This is a genomic window from Streptomyces lacaronensis (assembly GCF_047337785.1).
Classification (GTDB): domain Bacteria; phylum Actinomycetota; class Actinomycetes; order Streptomycetales; family Streptomycetaceae; genus Streptomyces; species Streptomyces lycopersici.
In genome coordinates this window covers 12210674-12230355 of the sequence record NZ_JBLHDK010000003.1, presented here as the reverse complement: position 1 = coordinate 12230355, position 19682 = coordinate 12210674, and the positions used below count along the sequence as shown (strand labels likewise).

14 protein-coding genes and 1 pseudogene are annotated in these 19682 nt (G+C 66.6%); 4 read left to right on the top strand and 11 right to left on the bottom strand.

What is annotated here, in order from left to right:
• The 3 genes and pseudogenes from ACMTAK_RS52610 to ACMTAK_RS52600 all read left to right on the top strand — a co-directional run.
• A pseudogene (locus ACMTAK_RS52610) lies at positions 1-1178 on the top strand (DUF2637 domain-containing protein); the annotation flags it as partial.
• Between the two features lie 1033 nt (positions 1179-2211).
• Positions 2212-2574, top strand: coding sequence for a hypothetical protein (locus tag ACMTAK_RS52605; protein WP_413804343.1), 363 nt, complete (start codon positions 2212-2214; stop codon positions 2572-2574).
• A gap of 627 nt (positions 2575-3201) precedes the next feature.
• The gene (locus ACMTAK_RS52600; RefSeq protein ID WP_413804344.1) at positions 3202-4374 is read left to right on the top strand and encodes a hypothetical protein; all 1173 of its coding nucleotides are present in this window, start codon (positions 3202-3204) and stop codon (positions 4372-4374) included.
• A 491-nt stretch (positions 4375-4865) separates the two neighbouring features.
• On the opposite strand, the gene ACMTAK_RS52595 is transcribed toward ACMTAK_RS52600, so the two are convergent.
• Positions 4866-7124, bottom strand: coding sequence for an ATP-binding protein (locus ACMTAK_RS52595; RefSeq protein ID WP_413804345.1), 2259 nt, complete (start codon positions 7122-7124; stop codon positions 4866-4868).
• 397 nt (positions 7125-7521) lie between these two features.
• On the opposite strand from ACMTAK_RS52595, the gene ACMTAK_RS52590 reads away from it, so the two are divergent.
• Positions 7522-10572 carry an AfsR/SARP family transcriptional regulator gene (locus tag ACMTAK_RS52590; protein WP_413804346.1) on the top strand — a complete coding sequence of 1017 codons (3051 nt, stop codon included), beginning with the start codon at positions 7522-7524 and terminating at the stop codon, positions 10570-10572.
• Positions 10573-11216: 644 nt separating this feature from the next.
• Here the strand turns inward: ACMTAK_RS52590 and ACMTAK_RS52585 are convergent.
• The 10 genes from ACMTAK_RS52585 to ACMTAK_RS52540 all read right to left on the bottom strand — a co-directional run bounded on the left by ACMTAK_RS52585 (position 11217) and on the right by ACMTAK_RS52540 (position 19264).
• Positions 11217-11999, bottom strand: coding sequence for an aldo/keto reductase (locus tag ACMTAK_RS52585; RefSeq protein WP_413804347.1), 783 nt, complete (start codon positions 11997-11999; stop codon positions 11217-11219).
• Positions 11996-12592, bottom strand: a complete 597-nt coding sequence (locus ACMTAK_RS52580) for an AAA family ATPase (protein WP_413804348.1) — start codon at positions 12590-12592, stop codon at positions 11996-11998. The genes ACMTAK_RS52585 and ACMTAK_RS52580 overlap by 4 nt, the downstream gene beginning before the upstream one ends.
• Positions 12589-13191, bottom strand: coding sequence for a 3'-5' exonuclease (locus ACMTAK_RS52575; RefSeq protein WP_413804349.1), 603 nt, complete (start codon positions 13189-13191; stop codon positions 12589-12591). Before ACMTAK_RS52575 ends, ACMTAK_RS52580 begins: the two co-directional genes overlap by 4 nt.
• Complete coding sequence (locus ACMTAK_RS52570) at positions 13188-14372, bottom strand: radical SAM protein (protein WP_413804350.1); 1185 nt, start codon at positions 14370-14372, stop codon at positions 13188-13190. The genes ACMTAK_RS52575 and ACMTAK_RS52570 overlap by 4 nt, the downstream gene beginning before the upstream one ends.
• Before the next feature lie 26 nt (positions 14373-14398).
• Positions 14399-15412 (bottom strand): nucleoside-diphosphate kinase, encoded by a 1014-nt coding sequence (locus ACMTAK_RS52565; RefSeq protein ID WP_413804354.1) that lies wholly within the window; start codon positions 15410-15412, stop codon positions 14399-14401.
• 23 nt (positions 15413-15435) lie between these two features.
• Complete coding sequence (locus ACMTAK_RS52560) at positions 15436-16461, bottom strand: thymidylate synthase (protein ID WP_413804355.1); 1026 nt, start codon at positions 16459-16461, stop codon at positions 15436-15438.
• A 170-nt stretch (positions 16462-16631) separates the two neighbouring features.
• Positions 16632-17060, bottom strand: a complete 429-nt coding sequence (locus ACMTAK_RS52555) for a DUF6082 family protein (RefSeq protein ID WP_413812760.1) — start codon at positions 17058-17060, stop codon at positions 16632-16634.
• Between the two features lie 225 nt (positions 17061-17285).
• Positions 17286-18062: a helix-turn-helix domain-containing protein gene (locus ACMTAK_RS52550; RefSeq protein ID WP_413812759.1), complete on the bottom strand. Its 777-nt coding sequence runs from the start codon at positions 18060-18062 to the stop codon at positions 17286-17288.
• A gap of 105 nt (positions 18063-18167) precedes the next feature.
• Positions 18168-18413 (bottom strand): helix-turn-helix domain-containing protein, encoded by a 246-nt coding sequence (locus tag ACMTAK_RS52545; RefSeq protein WP_221890261.1) that lies wholly within the window; start codon positions 18411-18413, stop codon positions 18168-18170.
• Between the two features lie 704 nt (positions 18414-19117).
• The gene (locus ACMTAK_RS52540; RefSeq protein ID WP_413812758.1) at positions 19118-19264 is read right to left on the bottom strand and encodes a hypothetical protein; all 147 of its coding nucleotides are present in this window, start codon (positions 19262-19264) and stop codon (positions 19118-19120) included.
• Positions 19265-19682: the final 418 nt, after the last annotated feature.

Below are 19682 nucleotides of genomic sequence, written 5' to 3'. Positions count from 1 at the left end.
TCAGCCGGGGCCACCGTGTTCTGGCCGGGGTGGTCGTCACCGGGGCGGTGGTGATCGCCGGAATCGGCTTCGCCGGTTCCTACGCCGCGGTGCGCGATCTCGCCCTCGACAAGGGCTTCGGCACGTTCGCCAGCCTCTTCCCGATCGGCATCGACGCCGGAATCGTGGCCCTGCTCGCGCTGGACCTGCTGCTCACCTGGATCCGCATCCCCTTCCCGCTGCTGCGCCAGACCGCCTGGCTGCTGACCGCGGCCACCATCGCCTTCAACGGCGCGGTCGCCTGGCCGGACCCGGTCGGCGTCGGCATGCACGCCGTGATCCCGATCCTGTTCGTCGTCTCCGTCGAGGCCGCCCGCCACGCGGTCGGCCGGATCGCCGACATCACCGCCGACCGGCACATGGAGTCGGTCCGCATCACCCGCTGGCTGCTCGCACCGGTGCCCACCTTCCGGCTGTGGCGCCGGATGAAACTGTGGGAACTGCGCAGCTACGAAGAAGTCATCAGACGGGAGCAAGACCGGCTCATCTACCAGGCCCGGCTGCGAGCCCACTACGGGCGGTCCTGGCGCCGCAAGGCACCCGTGGAATCCCTGATGCCGCTGCGACTGGCACGCTACGGGGTACCACTGACCGACACCGCACCGGCGGGGCTCGCGGCGGCCGGGCTGGAGCCATCCCTGATGCCAGCAGCCGCGCTCTACCCGGGCGCGAAGGACACGGCGGACGAGACGGGGCCCAAAAACGCCTCCCTGGAGGCCCAGCCGGGCCCGTACGGCGCGCCGGGGGCCGCGGCGGACCCGGGCCCGCAGCAGCACCCCCAGCAGCCCCAGACGCAGCAGCCCCCGCAGCCCCAACTGACCGTGCCGGTCAGGCCCGGCGGCCGGGTGCGGCCGCTCGGCGGTGAGGGCGTGGGGAACCATCAGGGCGTCTACGTACCGGAGCAGCGCGAGCCCGAGCGGTACGCGTACGAGGAGCCGCAGCCGGAGCAGCGGCTGAACCAGCTGCCGGACGACGTGCCGCGCGAGGAGGTCTACTACGCGACCTTCCGCCAGTTCCTCGCCGACCACAGCAAGTACCCCTCCGCATACCAGTTCGGGCAGCGGCTGCGGGAGACCTACGGCGTGACCGACCTCAGCAACAGCGAGCTGGCCGGTTACGTCGAGGACTTCAAACAACGCCAGCCAGTCGGTGCCAACCGCTCTCGGAGCGACTGGCACGGCATGAACGGCCATGACCACCGCATGGCCATACCGGAACAGCGCGGGGAACCACGCACCGGCTATGAGGAGAAGCCGGGCCGGGCGGACCCGGAGTTATCGCAGCCTCGCCGGCAAGATCCGGCAACCGACGCGCTGCCTGCCGGGCATCACACGAGCGGCGACGCCTCCGCTCCTCAGATCGAGACGGATACTGAGCCGCCTGCGCCACCTCTGGAGGAGCAGGGGACCGATGTGGCTCCCGGCCAGCCGCTGAAGACGCTCGAACCCGAACAGAAAGCCAGCGAACAACCTCCCATTGTGGAGACTGTGGCGGACCGCTACTACGCCGCCTGGCGCGCCTACCGCGAAAAGCACGGTGCACCGCCCAACGGAGACCAGCTCGCCCAGTGGCTCTATGACGGTGGAGTGACCGGCAGGAACGGCAAAGCCATCAGCCCCAGCACCCTGCGCCGCTACATCGCTTCATACCCCTGCTACGAGACCTGGGCCGAACACGCCGACAGCCACGGCCACGAGCCGACCGCAGAAGAACTGAAGAAACTACTCGCCGACCGCGGCATCAAGCGCAACAACGGCGGCCTGCCATGGGAACTCACCGATCTGGAGCACCTCCTCCCCGACTTCCAAAAACGGCGCCGGCTGCGCTCCTCCGGCTGACCGGTGCCGTCATGCAGCTCCCTCACGCATCAGGCCAGGTGCGAGATACAGAAGATCAATCCAGCACGGAATCCTCCGCGCACACCCCATTCCACCCGGAGGTGCTGTGACCGACCAGACAGGGCGAGATGATGCCCAGCATCCAGGGAAGGCTCATCAGGCTCCCACTCCCGCCGGTCCTTGGCGTGGCGCTGACCAGCACAAGCGACACCAAACTGACACAGACCCGATGCAGCCTGACCGGTACCCGGCGAACGTGCGCGCACTACGCATCAACCCCGACGCCACCTCCTTACGCCTCGCCCTCCCAACAGATCAGGCCACGCAACACCACATGATCCGCAGCCTGATCGGAGGCACCACGGACCGGGCCGTCTACCACCGGCAAGCACTCCTGCACGTCCACGGCAACGGAGCCGGGAGGCGGCTACCGGTGAACCCAGCAGCCTGGGCACTCGCCTGTGCCTGGCGTGGGCTGAACCTGCCCTACCTCCTCTACGGCCCAGTCCTCGTCACCGGACCCGACACCGGCGGCGCTGTCGAGACACTCAACGACAGGCTGCTCGCCCAGGCCGAGGAAGTCACCCGCATCGTGCAGGAACTACGCGGCCAGTGGTCCACCCGACCCCCAATGTCCGAACCCGCCGCCCGCGAGGAACTGCTCGCGAACGCTCGACAAGCGACACACTGCACATGAACACCCCACCGGACGCCGAAGAAGCCGCAGCGGGCCAGCTACGCAATGGACTCCTCGTTCACCAACGCCTCCACAGCACGCTTCCAGAGGTCGGGGGAACGGACACCAGCGCGGCGGGGAGATTCCGTTCTCCCGTATGCGCATCTCGAAGAGAGCAACAAAAACCTGGACGAACTCGCGCTAGGGTCGCCGTACGCCATGTGATCAACCCGACAACGGCATGTGAGATGCGAGCGCCAACAAGCCGCTCAGCGGCATGCCATATCGGCGGCAAGGTTTCCGCAAGGCCTATGCAAGCAATCTGGCGGACAGGTGCGGGAACTCCCCTCGAGAGGTAGTCGACGCTCAGGGGGATGTCGTGTTTGCAATGCGCAGGCGTTCAAGGTCTGCATCGGACGGCCGAAGCCAGTGGATATCCACGCGGGGGCGCGGGGGCGCGTTGGTTCTCCTGTCCGCGGTGGCGCGTGTGCACCGCCTGGTTGACGCCCCGTCCCCTGTATTCGGGGACATTACGTCCACTCATGGTGTGGGCGGTGGTCTGTGATGTCAGGGGCTTTATGGCTGAATGGTCCTGTTGGCTTAGGCGCGCACAGCCGAGTGCTTCGTACGGGGTGCCGAACCGTTCTGGTGGTCGTGCCGTTTATGGTTGCCGGTATTCGGCTGATGGACGTTCTCGCGCTGTTGGGAGCGGATCACCGTGTTTGTGTGATGTTCACCGTCGCACCCGTGTCGAATGGCGCGGTGTGCCATGGCGCGGAAGAGTTCGTGCGGGCGCAGGGGGGCTTTCTTCTGCCGTGGCAGCAGGCCGTTCAGTGTGAGTTCGATCTGGTGCTGGCTGCCAGTGAGGTCGCAGTGGAGCAGTTGCACGGGAAGGTGATGCTGCTGCCGCATGGAGCTGGTGTGATGCCGTCCCGGCTGCGTGCACGAAGTGCCGGTTTGCAGGCGCTTCCGACGCACGGTCTGGATCGCGGAACACTGATGCATCGTGGACGGCTGCTGCCGACCGCGCTGTCACTCACTCATGACGATGAGCTCGCGGTGCTGCGTGAGTCGTGCCCTGAGGCGCTACCGGTGGCGGTGGTGACGGGTGATGTGTGTTTCGATCGGTTGGTAGCAAGTGTGCCGCTGCGTGAGCACTATCGGCAGGCCTTGGACGTGCGTGCGGGCCAGAGGCTGGTGGTGGTGACATCGACTTGGCAGCCGGAGTCTGCCTGGGGAAGTCATCCGGATCTGCTGGACCGGCTGCTGGTCGAGTTGCCGCCGGAGAAGTATCGGGTGGCGGCGGTCTTGCATCCCAACATCTGGGGGGTTCACGGAGCCTGGCAGGTGCGGGCGTGGTTGGTGGACTGTCTGCGTGCGGGTTTGTTGTTGTTACCGCCGCAGGAGGGGTGGCGGGCCGCGTTGGTTGCCGCTGATGTGGTCATCGGGGATCACGGGTCGGTGACCAGTTACGGTGCGGCGATCGGTGCTCCGGTAGTGCTGGCGCCTCCGGTGCAGGAGTGTTTTCTACGCCTGGGCAGTCTGGCGGAGATGGTGGGTCGCGAAGCTGTTCGGCTGCGGCTGGACAGGCCTCTTTCAGGACAGCTGCGTGCGGCCATGCACAGGCGCTCTCGGATCCAGCAGAGGTACGTAGCCGGGATGATCACCTCCCGACCGGGGCAGGCCGCACAGATCCTGAGGCGCACCATGTACCGCTTGCTGGATCTGCCCGAGCCGGACCGGACGCTCACCGTCGCTCCGGTGCCTCTGCCCACTCCCATCGGCAGCGATGAGCGCATCGACCTTGCGGAGGGGGCATGAATGACATGAAGTGCCAACACGCGCTCATCGCTCATCTGATGGTCCACTGTGACGCCAGGGGCTTGGGGGTCAGCTGCTGTCGGCAGCACAGCCGGGGTGACGCGGGTGTCGGAGTGTGGGTCTGGAGCGCGGGCATGAAGTCGCGGCATGAGTGCCTGTGTATGGTCGCTGACCGGTTTCTGGTGGTCGCTGAAGGAGCTGCGCCACGGTGGAGGCAGATTGCCGATGTGGTGACCGGCTTTCCCCGGGCGACGGCCAGTTGCGCTGTCGCGGTGGCCGAGGCCCGGTTAGCCGACGCTCCCGGATGCGCTCTTGTCACGGTGCCGGCGCACGGATCCGGGACGGTGTTCCGCACGCGCGCGGAACGGGTTCTCGTACACCACGAGCCCGAGCGCGTGCCAATGTGCGGGGTGTGCGTTCATCCTTGGCTGACTGCCGGGTACCGGCTAGCTCAGCTCGTCCGACCTCTCCGGTTGGCGGTCCGGACTCCGTCACGGGGGTGAGTGGCCAAAGCCGTCGTCGAGCTGTGCTTGGACCCTGTTGAGCGCGTCGTTGATGCGGTCCAGATTCGGCACACCGGCCTCCAGGTAGAAAGCCCGTGATTGTCGGAGACGGTCACGGGCGGTCACCAGGTCCTGCAGTTCTTCGGCGGCTTCACCCCACACCATCAGGGCTTGAGCCCGGTACTGGCTGGAGCCGGATTCGGCGAGAGTTGACCAGGCTTCCTGTGCCATCGAAACCGCTTCCCTAGGGCGGCCGGCGCGGGTGAGTGCGTCCGCGAGCCAGACTGTGGTCATTGCTTTGACAAGGTTGTCAGGCAGCGAGGCAGCCAGGTTGCGGCCCTGGGTGAGTTGGTCAATCGCTTCCTCGATCCTTCCTGCGGCACATAGGGCTTGGCCGAGCCTGCGCCGGCCGAGGGCTTCTGACCGCACCCGGCCAGCCCTGTAGTCGAGTGCGATCGCTTGTTGCTGCGCCTCGATGGCCTCATCGAAGCGCCCCTGGGAACGGTATGCCATCCCTACCAGCCCGAGGGCTTCTGCTTGAGCAAGTTCGTGTCCTGCTTCGCGCGCCGCCGTGAGCGAGGCGAAGCCCTGCTGGAGAGCCTCTTCGGCCCGGCTGAGGTTGTGGAAGGCGAAACCCAGGTGATGGTGCATGCGGGACCGGGCGGCGGGGTCGGCGCAGCGGGTCGTGGCCTCGATGCCGAGTTGATAGGCGGCCATCCAGTCCGGGAAGTGCTTGCGGTGGAGAAACATTGACCACATGGCCTCGGCCAGCTGCCATACCAGGGTGTCGCACCCGTGCTCGTAGCCGGCTCGCATCACCGCCATCAGGTTCGGCAGTTCTCTCTCCAGCGCCTCGAGCGCCTCGCGGCGCGTTGCAAAGGCGGACGGCCTGTCCTGGAGCGGATGGGCGGGACGCAAGTGCCAGTCCAGTGGCGTCACGAGCCGGTCGGCGGCTGTGGTGAAGGAGACGTAGAACTCCAGGAGCCGATGGATGACCTCGCTACGGTCGCTGCTGCTGTCCTCAACCTCGGCGCGCTGCCGGGCGTGGAGGCGGATCAGGTCGTGAAAGCGGTACCGGTCGTCTTCGCCAGTCTCCAAGATGCTCGCATCGACGAGGCTTTCCATCAATGCGGCGGTGTCGTCGACCGGCAGGTGCACTGCTGCGGCGGCCGCTTCGAGGGAGATGTCCGGACCCGGGTGAAGGCCCAGCAGTCTGTAGACGCGGGCCGCGTTGGGGGGCAGCCCGTCGTAGGAGAGGTCGAAGACGCTCATGACCGTTGCTTCCTCCACCGACAGCGCCTTCAGCCTGCGCTGTTCGTCCGACAGCTCCCGTACGACTCGGGCGATGGGCCATTCAGGGCGCATCACCAGGCGGGCGCCTGCGATGGATAACGCGATGGGCAGTCCTGCGCATAAGCACACCAGGCCCGCTGCCGCGTCCGCTTCTGCTGCGACCCGTTGTTCCCCGATGGTTCGCTTCAGCAGTTCTCTGCCTGCTTTCCCGCGCATGGGGGCCAGGGGGAGATAGGTGGCGCCGTCCATGGTCAGGCCGCCCAGGCGCCACCGGCTGGTCACCACCACCGTGCTCAGCGGTGCGGAAGGCAGCAACGCTCTCACCTGGGCGGCGGAGACAGCGTTGTCCATCAGGATGGCGATGCGCCGGCCAGCGGTGGTGGAGCGGAACAGACCGGCAGCCTCGTCGGCTTCGGCCGGTATCTGCTGCCCTGGGATGCCCATAGCTCGCAGGAATCCCCCCAAGATCGAGCCGGTCAGCACCGGTTCCCCAAAGGAGTCTGCTGCCAGGTCAGCGTACAGCTGGCCGTCGGGATACTGGTCCGCCACCTCGTGCAGCCAGCGCAACGCCAGCGCGGTCTTCCCCACCCCGCCCGGGCCGCAGATTACCGCCAGTGCCGGTGCTCCCGTCTTCTGCCGGGATCCGGCGATGCCGTGCAAGGCGCTCAGTTCCTTACGGCGGTTGGTGAAATGTGCGGGGACCGAGCGCAGTTGCCGGGGCACCACTTGCGCGGGCTGGGAGGCGGGATGGCCGGTGTGGTGGAAGTGCACGCCTCCGTGGATCGCGCCTGCCTGGAGGGTCGGACCGTGCAGGTGGGCGGATCCGCCGATGCTGTTGTGCGTCTCCTCCGTCGGTGATAAGTGATGTTGTCGCAGCCAGATCTCCAAATCGGCTTGCCACGTGGGGTCGGTGGCCGCGTACCGAGCCAGGGAGCTCGACAGTTGCAGGAGCATGGGGAGGGGGTCTTCGGCACGGGAGGCTTCCTCCCACTGCCGGACAAGCGTCCCGCGAGGATCGGACCTTGCACTCACGAGGGTACGCAGGGCTCGTCCCGCTGGTGAACTGTGCAGAGGCCTGCTAGAAATCATGGCCGATAACAGCTCCGTGGCGAACTCTGTTTCCCTCACGCGTCTCCCCCTCGACCTGGCCTACCCATCATGCCGGTCAGGCTGCACGCAGCGGAGTTCACATACAGCCACTCCCCGGTCACTGCTTTCCCTGCGAGTGAAGCCCCGCTCAGCCGTTCACCATCAGGGCAATTTCGGACCTCCCGTTATCCAGTCATGGCCATGACCATCACTCCGTGTCATTCTCACATGGGAGAAGTGCCCTATCAGCGGGAGGTCGCTGGTGGACCTTCGCATACAGCTGCTGGGCGCAGTCGGATTGCGAGCAGGAGAAGATCACAGCCCGGCCGGAACGCCCAAGGAGGGACTGACTCTTGCCGCACTGGCATGGGACGCCGATAGGGCAGTAAGCATGGACACGCTCGTCCACCGGGTCTGGGACGAGCATCCCCCGGCCAAACCGCGTGAAGCCCTGTATGCGCACATCTCCCGCATCCGCAAGGCGCTGTCCGCGCTCGCCGGTCCGCATGCTCCCGCCGTGATCAGTCGCACGCACACCTACAGGCTTCAGGTGGACCCGGACACCGTGGACCTGCGCCGCTATCTCACCCTGCTCGACCAGGGCCGCTGGCTGGCCGACAGCGGCAGCAATCGTGAAGCGCTGGACGCATTACAGGAAGCCGTTCGATTATGGGGCGGGGAGCCTCTGGCCGGCTTGCCCGGCGCCTGGGCCGCTCACCTGCGCAGCCTCGTCGAAGAAAGGAATCTGGCCACCGCGCTGCTACGCGCCGACATCGCGCTGAGGCTCGAACACTACGCTGAAGCTGTCGTCGGCCTGCAACCCCTTGCTGAGCGAAACCCGACAGACGAAGCCCTCATCGGGCGGCTTGCCCTCGCGCTCCACGGAAGCGGCCGAACCGATGCCGCGGCACGCTTACTGCAACGCACACGGCTTCACCTGCTGCGGGAGTCAGGCACCGACCCAAGCGAGGAGTTCGTGCACATCCACCGCGGCGTCCTGGCCCGCACACCAGTCACCGCATTGCTGCCCCGCACAACCACTTCCCACGGCAGCACCCTCGCGCCCGCCCCCGACACCCTTCCTCCCGACGTGCCCTGGGTAGGGCGGCAGGCTGAAATGGACCAGCTGATCGGCGCATTGACCAACACGACAGGGACGAGCACGGGGCCGGTGACCGCAGCCGCAGTCACCGGAATGCCCGGCTCCGGAAAGACCGCTCTGGCTATTCATGCCGCACATCAGATGCGCGATCATTTCCCCGACGGACAACTGTTCGTAGACTTGCGCGGCCACGCTCCCTTCCAGCCTCCCCTGACTTCCGCCGAAGCGCTCGAAAAACTCCTACGTCTCCTCAGCGCGCCTTCAGCCACGCTCCCCCAAGACCTCCCCGGACTGGTCGCGCTGTGGCGCACCACAGCCCGCAGCCGCCGCTTCATAGCCCTTCTGGACGATGCCGCCGACGCCGAGCAGATCACCCCCATACTGCCCGGTGACTCTGCCGCCGCAATCATCGTCACCAGCCGCCAGCAGCTGACAAGTCTCCCTGGTGCCCGCCATGTCGCACTGGGCGCGCTGACCCGCGCGGATTCCGTCGCACTGCTCCAACGCATACTGGGGGAAGAGCGAGTCCCCAGTACGGCGGAAGCAGCCACGCTGGCCCGACTGTGCGGAGACCTCCCCCTCGCTCTGGCCATTACCACCAGACGCCTACTCGCCCGTCCTTCCTGGAGCATTTCCGACTTCGTGGGGCGCTTCAGCCTCGCGAGTGGACGGCTGCCTGAACTCCGAGACAGTCATTACGCGATGGCACAAGCGTTCGACATCTCCTACCGTACGCTCCCCCCTGCACAGCAAATGGTTTTCCGCCGCATCGGTCTACACATTGGCACCGAGTTCAGCCCCGAAGCCACCGCGGCGCTTACCAACCTCTCACTCGGAGAGACGGAGCGCGCCTTAGAGGATTTCCTCTCCGCCAATTTGATCTCGGAGCCCGCTCCGCATCGTTACCGGCTCCATGACCTCCTGCGCGAATATGCCTCCACCCTGGCCGGGGGCGATGCGCAGGCCGACAACCAGCACGCTCTCCAGCGCCTCCTCGACCACTATCTGCACAGCGCCGACCAGGCAGACCGCCGCGCCTACCCTCACCGCCTGCGCATCCCCCTGCCCGATCCCCCTACCGCACCAGCACGGCATGCGGCCGACCCTCACCAGTGGTTCACCACCGAGGGGCCGAACCTCCTGGCCGCCTTGGAGTACACCCGCACCCACGGCTCATCGCACCAACTCGCCCTGCTGGCCCACACGCTGGCCGGCTTTCTGGGCAGCGAGGGCTATCTGCGTACAGCAGTTCCAATCCTGAGAGCAACGGTTGCCCACTGGCAGAACACCAGCGATCAACAGGCGCACGGCCGGGCCTTGATCGACCTCAGCGGTATCTGTGCCAACGCCGGCAGCTACCAAGAGGCGATCCACAGCGCCCAAAAAGCCCTGGAGCTGGCCCGGAAAGCGCACGACGAAGACCTCGAAGCCGAAGCCCTCCACCAGCTATCCATCTCCTTCTGGCACACCGCCCGGCACACGGAAGCGTTTCACCAACAGCAGCGCGCTCTGCACATCCGGTTACAAAAGACCGACCGGCTTCAGCAGGGCAGGAGCTTCAATCTTCTGGGCATGCTCAGTCTCCGCCTCGAGCGGCACAAGGACGCACTCAAATTCTTCCTCGAAGGCCTGGCCCGATTCCGTGATGTCGACGATCGGCGAGGTCAATTCATCGCGCTCAACAACCTCGCTGAGCTATACAAGGAAGCTGGCCGTCTGGACAACGCCATCAGCGCCTACCGTCAATCGATCAAGATCGCACAAAGCCTGGGCAGCACAAGCCAGCACGCCATGCTCCAGATGAACCTGGCGGACACCCTGCGCGCACACGGCAAGCCGCACGAAGCCCTTGAGTTATACAACAGTGCCCTGCCCGTGCTTTGCAGCATCGGCGACCGCCGCAGTGAGGCCATCGCCCGCAACGGCCTCGGGCGCGCCCTCCACGCCACCGGCCACAGCGAGCAAGCCCTCCCCCACCACACCGCCGCACTCACCATAGCCCGCACGATTCACGCAGCCCTCGAGGAATGCCAGGCCCTCCGGGCACTAGGCGAAGCCGAACACTCCACCGGACGACTCACCCAGGCCCGCGCCCACCTGACAGCCAGCCTCGCTCTCAGCCAGCAACTCAACGCCCCGTCCGAAGAGACCGAAACCCTCGCGGCACTGGCCAGCACACGACAAAGGCACAGCCTCTCCGACGGAACGTAAGCGCCCCGCACGGGGTGTCAGCCGTCACCGCCGCCCGAACATGCTGGCCAGGATACCTGTGAGGCAAAAAAGGGCAGTTGATGCACAACCTATCGTGTGATTTGCGGGAGACCCTCATTCCATGATCAACTAGGTGGGCCAAGTGCAGCCACAGGCTGCCGCATCCAGCCTGTGGCATATCCATCCATGGATCCGAGGAGAGGTGCACGTGCCACCGACCGGCTTTCGTCGAGCGACCCTGATGATCATCCTTGCGGCCCTTGTATGCATCCCATACATCGTCGCCTTGGGCCCCTCGACTTCGGCCACCGCCTAACCCCGGCGTGCCGGACGCCCCATCTCCGGCACGCCCTCAAGCGCTGCATCTGAACCCAGTCAACGGACCCACCGAAGGACAGGTATACCGCTCGGCGCTCCCAGGAGGACATTTGAGGCGGCCTGCTCCGGTGCCTGCCCGCTGTGAGCAGGGCCGCACGGCACGAGCAGGTCATCGCGCAGCCTGGCGACGAGTAAGTGGCTGGTCTCGACGGGCACGAGCAAAGACGCTCTTACCAGCGGTGGCCGCCAGTTCTCGTGGGGAGCTACCTTCCGCATGTGCCACTGGCGGTCAGCCGGATTCGCGGTGGCCGGCGTGGGTGTTCGCGTCATAACTGCCCGCCCGTCACGACGGTGACGAGTTGGCGGAGGTGTTCCGGAGAGCTGGTGCCGGGGATGGGTGCGACGTGGTTCCCGAGGCGAAGCAGCCAGTTGAGACCTTCGTCGATATGCCTCTGCCGTGCGAGAGTGCCAGCGTCGAGGGGCCGGTACGGCACATAAGGGATGGAGAGGTCGCGGCAGAGTTCGAGTGCGGTGTCGTGCCGGTCCCCGCTCATGTTGAGGACGTTCTGCACGGCGGCGACGGTGATGTCATTGGTGACTGTGCGGATCTGCTCGGGTGTGACCTTCGACAGGCCGATGTGCCCGATCTTGCCCTCGTCTTTCAGGGCTTGGAGTGTGCCGATCTGGTCCGGGAGGGGCACGTCGGGGTCGATGCGGTGGAGGTAGCAGAGTTCGAGCCGGTCCATGCCCAGTCGCCGTAGGCTCGCCTCGACGCATGCGCGCAGGTAGACGGGGTGGCCATGCGGGACCCAGGTGTCCGGGGCGGGACGGGCCAGGCCCACTTTGGTCGCGATCAGTACGCGCTCGGGGTACGGGTGTAAGGCATCGCGGATGAGGTGTTCGACGGTGTGGGGACCGTAGGCGTCTGCGGTGTCGATGTGGGTGATGCCGTAGGTGTGGACGGCTTGGCGGAGCACGGTGAGCGCGGTGGCGCGATCGGCTGGGTCGCCCCAGATGCCGGGGCCGGTCAGGCGCATCGTGCCGAAGCCGAGCCGGGAGACGGTCTTCCCGGCGATGGTGATGGTGCCTGCGGGCAGCGTGATGGTCATATCGCGGCCTCCTGGAGGCAGAGCTGAAGGGCGCGTTCGATGGCGCGGGTCTGACTTTCGTGGTCGCTGGTGACGCGCTGGTGCGGGTTCCCGTCGTCTGCCAAAAGGCCGTGGACGTGGCGGTCGACCAGGAGGCGGTAGCGGTGGTCGTAGTCGTGGCTCTGGTCGACGGGTGCGTCCGGGTCCAGCACGGTCGCCAGGAGGAGGTCGTACTTCGGTGCCTGCGTCGAGGCAAGGAGCCGCAGGCGTTCCCTCTCCAGCCGGTGAGCGTGCTCGCTGCGGTGCTCAAGGGCCGCGTGGTAGTACGCGAGGGCGTCGAAGGAGGCGCGGTCGACAAGGACGACGGCGGCGCCTTGTGCTGCGGCGGCGATGTCGTCGGCGATGCCCTGCGTGATGATCCACTCGGTGGAGGCAGCGGTGTGGTGCTGCATTTTCGGCAGGCCGATGGCCGCGGCGCGTTTGGCGAGTCGGCCGGTGCGGGCCACCGTGAGCCCGTGGCCGCGCAATTCCATCTGGATCCGCTTGAGCAGGGTCGTCTTGCCGGTGGAGTGGGTGCCGAGCACGCCGATGCGGATGGGTGGTTGGTGGGTCACCACAGAGTGGGGTCCTTTTCTGGTTCCGGGGCGCCTGGCAGGCCGGGCGGCACGGCCGCGGCGACGAGCTGGTCCCAGCTGTCGTAGTGGCGGGCCATGCTGATGAGGAGCTGTGCCGTGGCGTAGGCGTCGTAGGTGGCACGGTGTCGCTGGGCGGGAGCGGCCGTGAGGTCCGGCGCGGTGTGTTTGATCAGGGCGTCAAGGCTGTAGCCGGGCAGCTCCTTGTACGTGGCCTTGGCCAGGCGGAGTGTGTCGAGCACTCCGGCCGGTTCCCAGTTCGGCAGGTGCGCCTTGAGCACTCGGTAGTCCGTGTGTGCGTTGTGGGCGCAGATCCATGCCTTGCCCAGGAGCCCGTGGACCTGCTCGGCGATCTCCCTCCACGTAGGGGATTGCGCCAGAAGTCCGTTGGTCAGCCGGTGGATGCTGGCGGCGCGGGGGGTGACGGGCCGGGGTGGGCGGATGAGCCACGCTCCGGCTGTGCTGGTGTCCGGCTCGCCGTCGCGCACGGGTAGGGCGGCCACCTCGACCAGGTCGGGCGGGTTGGCACCGTTGCCTTCGACGTCCACGACGAACAGGGCGGGCCAGGTGGCGAAGTTCATGGTGCGGGTGTTCCGTTCTCCGCCGGCCAGCCGATGGGGGCACGGCCGTGCTGGCGGTAGTGGTGAGGCTTCTCGCGGTCGTGGCACTGGTAGCCGTAGCCGTGCTGGAGGTAGTAGCGCGGCGGCTCGTCCAGACCCTCGACGATGATGGCCCGGTCAGTGATCTCAACGGGCCCCGTCGCGCCAAGGGCTCGGGCGCTTTCAGTGACATCCGTGAAGTCAGGCTTGCGCCAGGCCGAGTCGCACAACGCGACCTGCTTCTGCGGGCAGATATCGCATAGTTCCCAGATGCCGTAGTGGCCGTTGTAGTCGGCCTCTCCATGGGCGTAGGCCACGCCACAGCTCGTCTTACGGAACAGCGCACCCCAGGGGGCGGAGACGTCGGCGGGGGTGCGGAAGGCATCGAGCACCCGCCGCTCGGCCGCCTCGGGGAGGATCTTGCGCCGGGCGGTGTCCTCGTACGGCACGGGCAGCCCGTGCGCCTGGTAGTAGGCGGCGATCTCCTGGCGGTAAAACAGGCCGGTGAAGACAGTGGCGTGCGCGTGCCGGGACAGCTCGCGCGCCCGCTCCAGATGGGCGTCGGAGTCGTTGAGACCGGGGACGATCGGCCGCCAGTACAGGACGGCGCGGTACCGTTCGGCGTGCTCGTAGAGGGTGCGCAGGCTCTCGGCGGCGATCTGAGAGTCCATCGGCTCGATGGCCTCGTGGTCGATGCCCGAATGGGTGACCAGCACGGTCAGGCGCAGGTTCTCGAAGCTGTTGAGGACCGCGCAGTCCTCCGCGCCAACGCGCCAGCGGGTGATGACCAGGACATGGTTGGTCAGGCCCCGATCGTCCAGGTGCCGCAGCACGGTGAACAGGTGCGGCTTGACGGCCGGCAGCATGGGGTCGGTCGCTCGGTTCAGGAGCTGGAGAGGCGTGGTGTGCGGCCGGAAGTACGGATGCTCCACGAGCGCGGTGACCGCCGCCTCGTCGCTCATCAGTCGGCGGGGGACCTTCATCTCGAAGTTGTCGAAGGTGTGCCGGATGCAGTATCCGCAGTCCAGCGGGCAGCCGATGATCCAGTTCAGCGAGAGCCCGGACTTGCGGTACTCGATCACGTCCGCCAGGGCGGGCTTCAGCCCCCCGATCTTTTCCGCGGGGAGGATCGGTAAGGGGCGCTGCTGGTACGGCTCGCTCATGATGCCTCCAGTTCGAGGGAATGGCGTCAGGTGTCGACAGACCTGTGCTGGCGCGGGGGGCTCAGTGAGGAAAGCAGGGCGCGGCGATGGGCGCCGTACCAGGTGCCGAAGTCGCGGCGCGCGGCGTCCGGGTCGTCACTGGTGTGCACGAGGTTGCGGACCAGGCGCCGCTCGGCGAGCGCGACGCTCAGACTGTCCTCCCCGAGGTCACCGCGAATGGTGCCGGGCGCGGCCCGAGTGGGGTCGAAGTGCCCCAAGAGCTGACGAAGGCGGTGGTGCACGCCCGGCTCTCCGTGGGCCAGTGCCACCGTGACGAGGCGGTTGGCGTACTCCGCGTCCAGGCAGGCGGGGATGTCGCGGCCCGGGAACCAGTCGGCGTCCACCAGCAGGTCCCAGTAGTGGACGTGCGCCTGCCACGCCTGGACGGTCAGGTCAAGCCGACCCGACACCGCGACCTGGGCTGCGCCGATCCGGTCCAGGACGGCGTCCACCAGGCCGCGCTCGACCGCGTCGGGCTTGCACAGGATGACCGAGCACCGCTCGAAGTCGGGATCGGCGGGGCGGTGGCCGTCCCTGTACCAGGTGGCGAAGTCGCGGCGCGCGGCGCACGGATCGTCACTGGTATGCACTAGGTTGCGGACCAGGCGCCGCTCGGCGAGCGCCGCGGCCAGACTGTCGTTTCCGAGGTCGCCGCGGATCGTCCCGGCCACGGCCATCGCGGGGTCGGTGCGCCCGACGAGTTGCCGCAGCCGGGCGTGGATACCGGGCTCACCGTGGGCGAGTGCCACGGACACCAGGCGGTGGGCGAACGCCTCGTCGAGGTAGGTCGGCAGATCACGGGGGGCACGCTCGGCGTCTGCGAGCAGATCGCGGTACACGACGTGGGCCTGCCATGGCTGCGCCACAAGGTCCATGAGGTCCGTGGCGGTGACGCCAGAGGCGCGGATCATGTCGAGCACGCGCGGGACCAGGCCGCGTTCTACGCAGTCCGGCTTGCACAGGATGACCGCCCAGCAGTCGAAGTCGATGCCGTCGACCACGGCGCCGCTCCGTGGCTTCCGGCTCACACCTCACCCCCGTCCACGGCGGCAGCGCAGGCCGACCAGCGGTGGCCGACGAGCCACCGCAGGCCCGGATCCAGAGCATTGAGCACCTCGGGGTTCACCGTGTCCGCGTGGTCGTGCTGGATCTGCCGATAGACCTCGAACAGCGCCAGAGCCTGCTGCCAGTATGGATCGAGACCTGATGCCTCGATATGTGCCGCACTGTAGTGGGCCTTGTTCGTGCGCAGCGCCTCCTCGTGCTCAAGGACGCGCGCCACAGTCGCTTCGGTGGTGCTCGATGGCATCGCCGGGAACGGGAACTGGATCGGCGCGGACCGGGTGACGGCTTCCAGAAGGACTCGGTGGACACGGTCGGCGTTGCGGTCGCAGATGTGGGCCGAGCCGATGAAGTGGGTGTAGGAGCCCAGCTCAAGACCGAGCTGGACGGCCGCGAACTCCTGCAGCATGGTGAAACTGAAGACGTCCGAGAGCAGACCACAGTCGAGATCGTTGGCCCGCATGTAGCAGACCATGTGCAGTCGCTCGTCCCGCACCATCAAGTGCAGCCCGGCCAGGCACGCCATATCCGGGTTGTCACTGACCGCGAGCTCGTCAGCGGCGAAGACGGGAATGTAACCCCGCTTACTGTCCCGCTCGCCGCGGAGCAGCTCCAGGACACGGTCAAAGGGCGACAGCCTGTCGCCGTCGGCCGGGTTGAAGATCGTGTGACCGTACGCGGAACCACCCAGATGGATGCCGTCCCGGGAACTGGAGCGCATGGACGGCGCGTAGTAGCCGATCATCTCCAGGTCCCTGCGGCCAGCCAGGTACCAGAGCGCTTCGGCGAAGTGAAAGACCGGGTTCACCTTACGCGCTGCCAGGAACGGCAGTCGCCGGCGCGGCTCCGACAACCGGAAGCTCGCGCCGATCACCTCATGGGCGTCGTTTCCACGGGCAGAGATGTGGTGATCGTGGTCCTCGAATACCAGCCTCAATAAGGACAGGTACGCCTCCTCGAGACCGGAGAGACTGAGAGGTGTGAGCATGATTCTCCTGGGATGTGCAGTCGCGGCCGTGGCCGGCCGGCAGGGACGCTGAGCCCGGCCGCCTCTCGCCTCACCAAGAAGCGGCCGCCGAGGGCTGCCACGGACCGAGCGCCCAGCCCGGCCGTACCGGTTCGCGGCAGCACGGGGCATTCGGTCAGGTGGCTACCGCGTCAACGGCCACCATGGCCGCAATGCTCGTCGGTCAAGATCGCGTTGAAGGCGCGGTCGACACGGTCCGCCGCCTCCTCCTCGCGGAAGCCCCCGAGCGTCGCCCAATACGTCCGGCCGGCTTGGCGTGCCATCACCCACCGCGCTTGGACCCTCAAGGAAGCCCCATCGAGCAGCCCGGCCCGGAATTTGACCGACAGGAGGCTGATCAGCCGATTGCAGTGCAGGATCTCCCTGTACTCCTCGTCGGGTAGCTCGCCGGGGGCTGTCCACATCACCCGCAGCTCGGGATCGGACAGCGCATCGGAGATCAGCTCCTGGTGTATCTCCTCGGCATGAAGGGCGAGCCGCTGCCGGTTCTGCCTCTCGGACTGCACAAGACGCGCAATACCAACAGCGGCAGCGGTGAGAACGACGTATGAGGTCTTCATCCCACACCTTTCGTAGTGACTGGTAGCGGAAAACTGCCCCCGCAGCCCATTCGGGGTCTCCCTATGGGAGCGAGATAGGAATTTGGCGAGGTGAGTGAGCTGCTGGTGCTCGGTGCATTTGCCGCGAGAGGGCTTCTGCCGGTTGCCCCGGCCAGCCATGGCTGGCCGGGGCAACCTATCTGTCGGTGCCCGCGGAGTGTTGGCCGTCACCTTGCCTTTTGGGTGTCACACCGGTTCGTCCGTAACGGACTGTGGTCCGACTCGCCGGGCGCGCTCCTCCAGCCCCTTGACCAGACCGGTCGCCTCCATGGCACGGAGACGGTTAGAGATGCGGGCGGCAGCCTCCATCGCGACCGTGATCACCTCGCGGCCGTACGAGGCTTCGCGGCGTGTCCGCTGCAAGGGACTGGACAGCGACAGGACAGCGGGCAAGTCCCCATCGCCGCCTCCCACCGCCACCGCCAGAACCAGGCACCCGTCGGCAACACCCTGCACCCAGCCGCGACACCGTGTCCCGGAGCACGCAGCGGCATCGCTCCACACTGCATGGCCCTGGCCGAGCCCCCGCCATGCGAGGAAGACCCGTGAGACGGGGTCTTCCCCCATCGCCACCGCCCTGGCTGGATTACGTCCACTGGCCGCCGACTTGAGTCGCTGGTCCTCGGCGATACAGATCCGCTGATCGCCGCAACGCTGTTCAAGACGGACGGACCGTACGCCGGTTGTGGCCCGCAGTGCGCCGAGTTCCTGCCGCAGTTCAAGGTCAGCGATCGCCCGTTGCGCCGCCATTGCCAGACGGATCAGCCTCGGACCGACGATGAACTGCCCCTGCGGGTCGACTTTGACCAGGCCCAGCTCCTCCATAGCGAGAACCAGTCGGTGCGCCGTGGAACGCTTCAGGCCGGTTTCTGAAACCACAGTCCCCAGACACGTCGGCCCCTCTTCCAGCACAGCGAGAATCGCACAAGCCTTGTTGAGCACACCGACTCGGCTCTGCACCATACTCGGAGCAGTAATCGTCACCATCTCCCCTCGACAGGCCAGCCATTCGAGCGCGCGGAGTGCCCTCGGTCTCATGACCGCATTGCTCTCGGTTTGCCGACTTTCTCAATCTCCAGCGCCTTTTCGCAAAGCGTATGATCCGCCGCGTGAGCGCAGCTCTACGCCTGCTTCGATGAGTAGCTCGTGAATAAACCCGAATGAGCGTCCCGTAGCCTCACTTATATCCCGAATACTCACGTTGGGGTTGCTTTTATAGACGACGCTAACGATCTCGCGGACGCGTTCACGGTCATTCCCGAGAAGCCTCTTCCCTCGCGGCACACGAGGGATGCCTTCCAACTTGGCAGTCATGGCTGAATTCCTAAAAGACGCTGTCTCATACTTAATGACGGTCGCCGAAGAAGCTCCGGCTACGATGGTGATGGATGAGCGGCTGAGTCGAGTCTCTAAGAGTCGAGGGCGAACTACCTGTGAGTAGCTGCGCGCACTAGTCCTGTCCGGATTTCACCCAGGACTCCGGACAGGCGCGAGCCTGGACACTTCATCCCGTGCCGGTCCAAGCAGGCCGAGCTCCCAGCCACGGCGAATAAGATGCACCGTGGTTCTGGCGTCCATCAGTGCCATTAGCTCACGCACATCCCTACGCACGATGTCCGCGGACACTCCGCCGTTCGCAGCGATCCATCCCGGATCCTGGCCTCCCGCCAAATCGCGGAGAACATCGAGCTGCCCCATACTCAGCACGAGGTTCACACCGTCGTTTGTGTGCTCGGGCGGGGGGATTTCTTCCAGCAGGTAGGCCCGATGTACGGCACCCGGCCGCTCGGGTGAGCAGAGCTTCGCTGAGGCGTACCGCAGGCAGTCGGTCACCCTAGCTGTACACACCCCCATTTCCGTGGCCGCTTCTGCCGGAGTCATACCGCCCGCTATGAGCTGGAGGGCTTCCCGCTCACGGGCAGAGAGCTTCAGACGGCGTGGCGGTTGGCTGACCACAATGACCCTTTCTCGTTTCGATGCGTATTGGTGCGATGGAACGGGGGATGGACCTGGACGGCTCAGGCGACGGTGCGTTCTGTCAGGCCGTCAAGGTCCACGACCGTGCAGCCGTGGAGCGCGACGACTTCGCGGCAGGCGAGTGTCCAACGAAGCCGCGGGTCGTCGTAGGCCACGAACGTGAACCGCTCGCCGTGCTCGCCGGGCACCGGCCTGAGGGTCGCGGGTGCGTACCCAACACCAGCCACACCCCAGGCCGCAGCCTCCTCCACCAACACCGCTACACACCCCCTCCGCGCCGAGGGAGGGCCCCATGCCTCGACCGCGCAGCCTTCGCATACAGGTGGCGCGGTGGTCCTCTCTCCATCTGTGATCGGCCTGCCGGTCCCTGCGTGCAGCAGGAAGAGACGCCGTCCATCGCGTCGGTCATCAGTGGGTCGGCCGCAGCACTGACACAGCATGAAATTCATCGCCTGCCGCTGACGCAAGGCGTGCACACGGTCGAGCAGTGGTGCACCAGCCCCAGGCTTGACCGGCACCCGGATCCACAGCGCGCCCCGCCTTCGCTCAGCAATGCCGTATTCGTCCGCGTAGCCGATCCCCATTCCGCCGCGGCCGAGTCGCGTC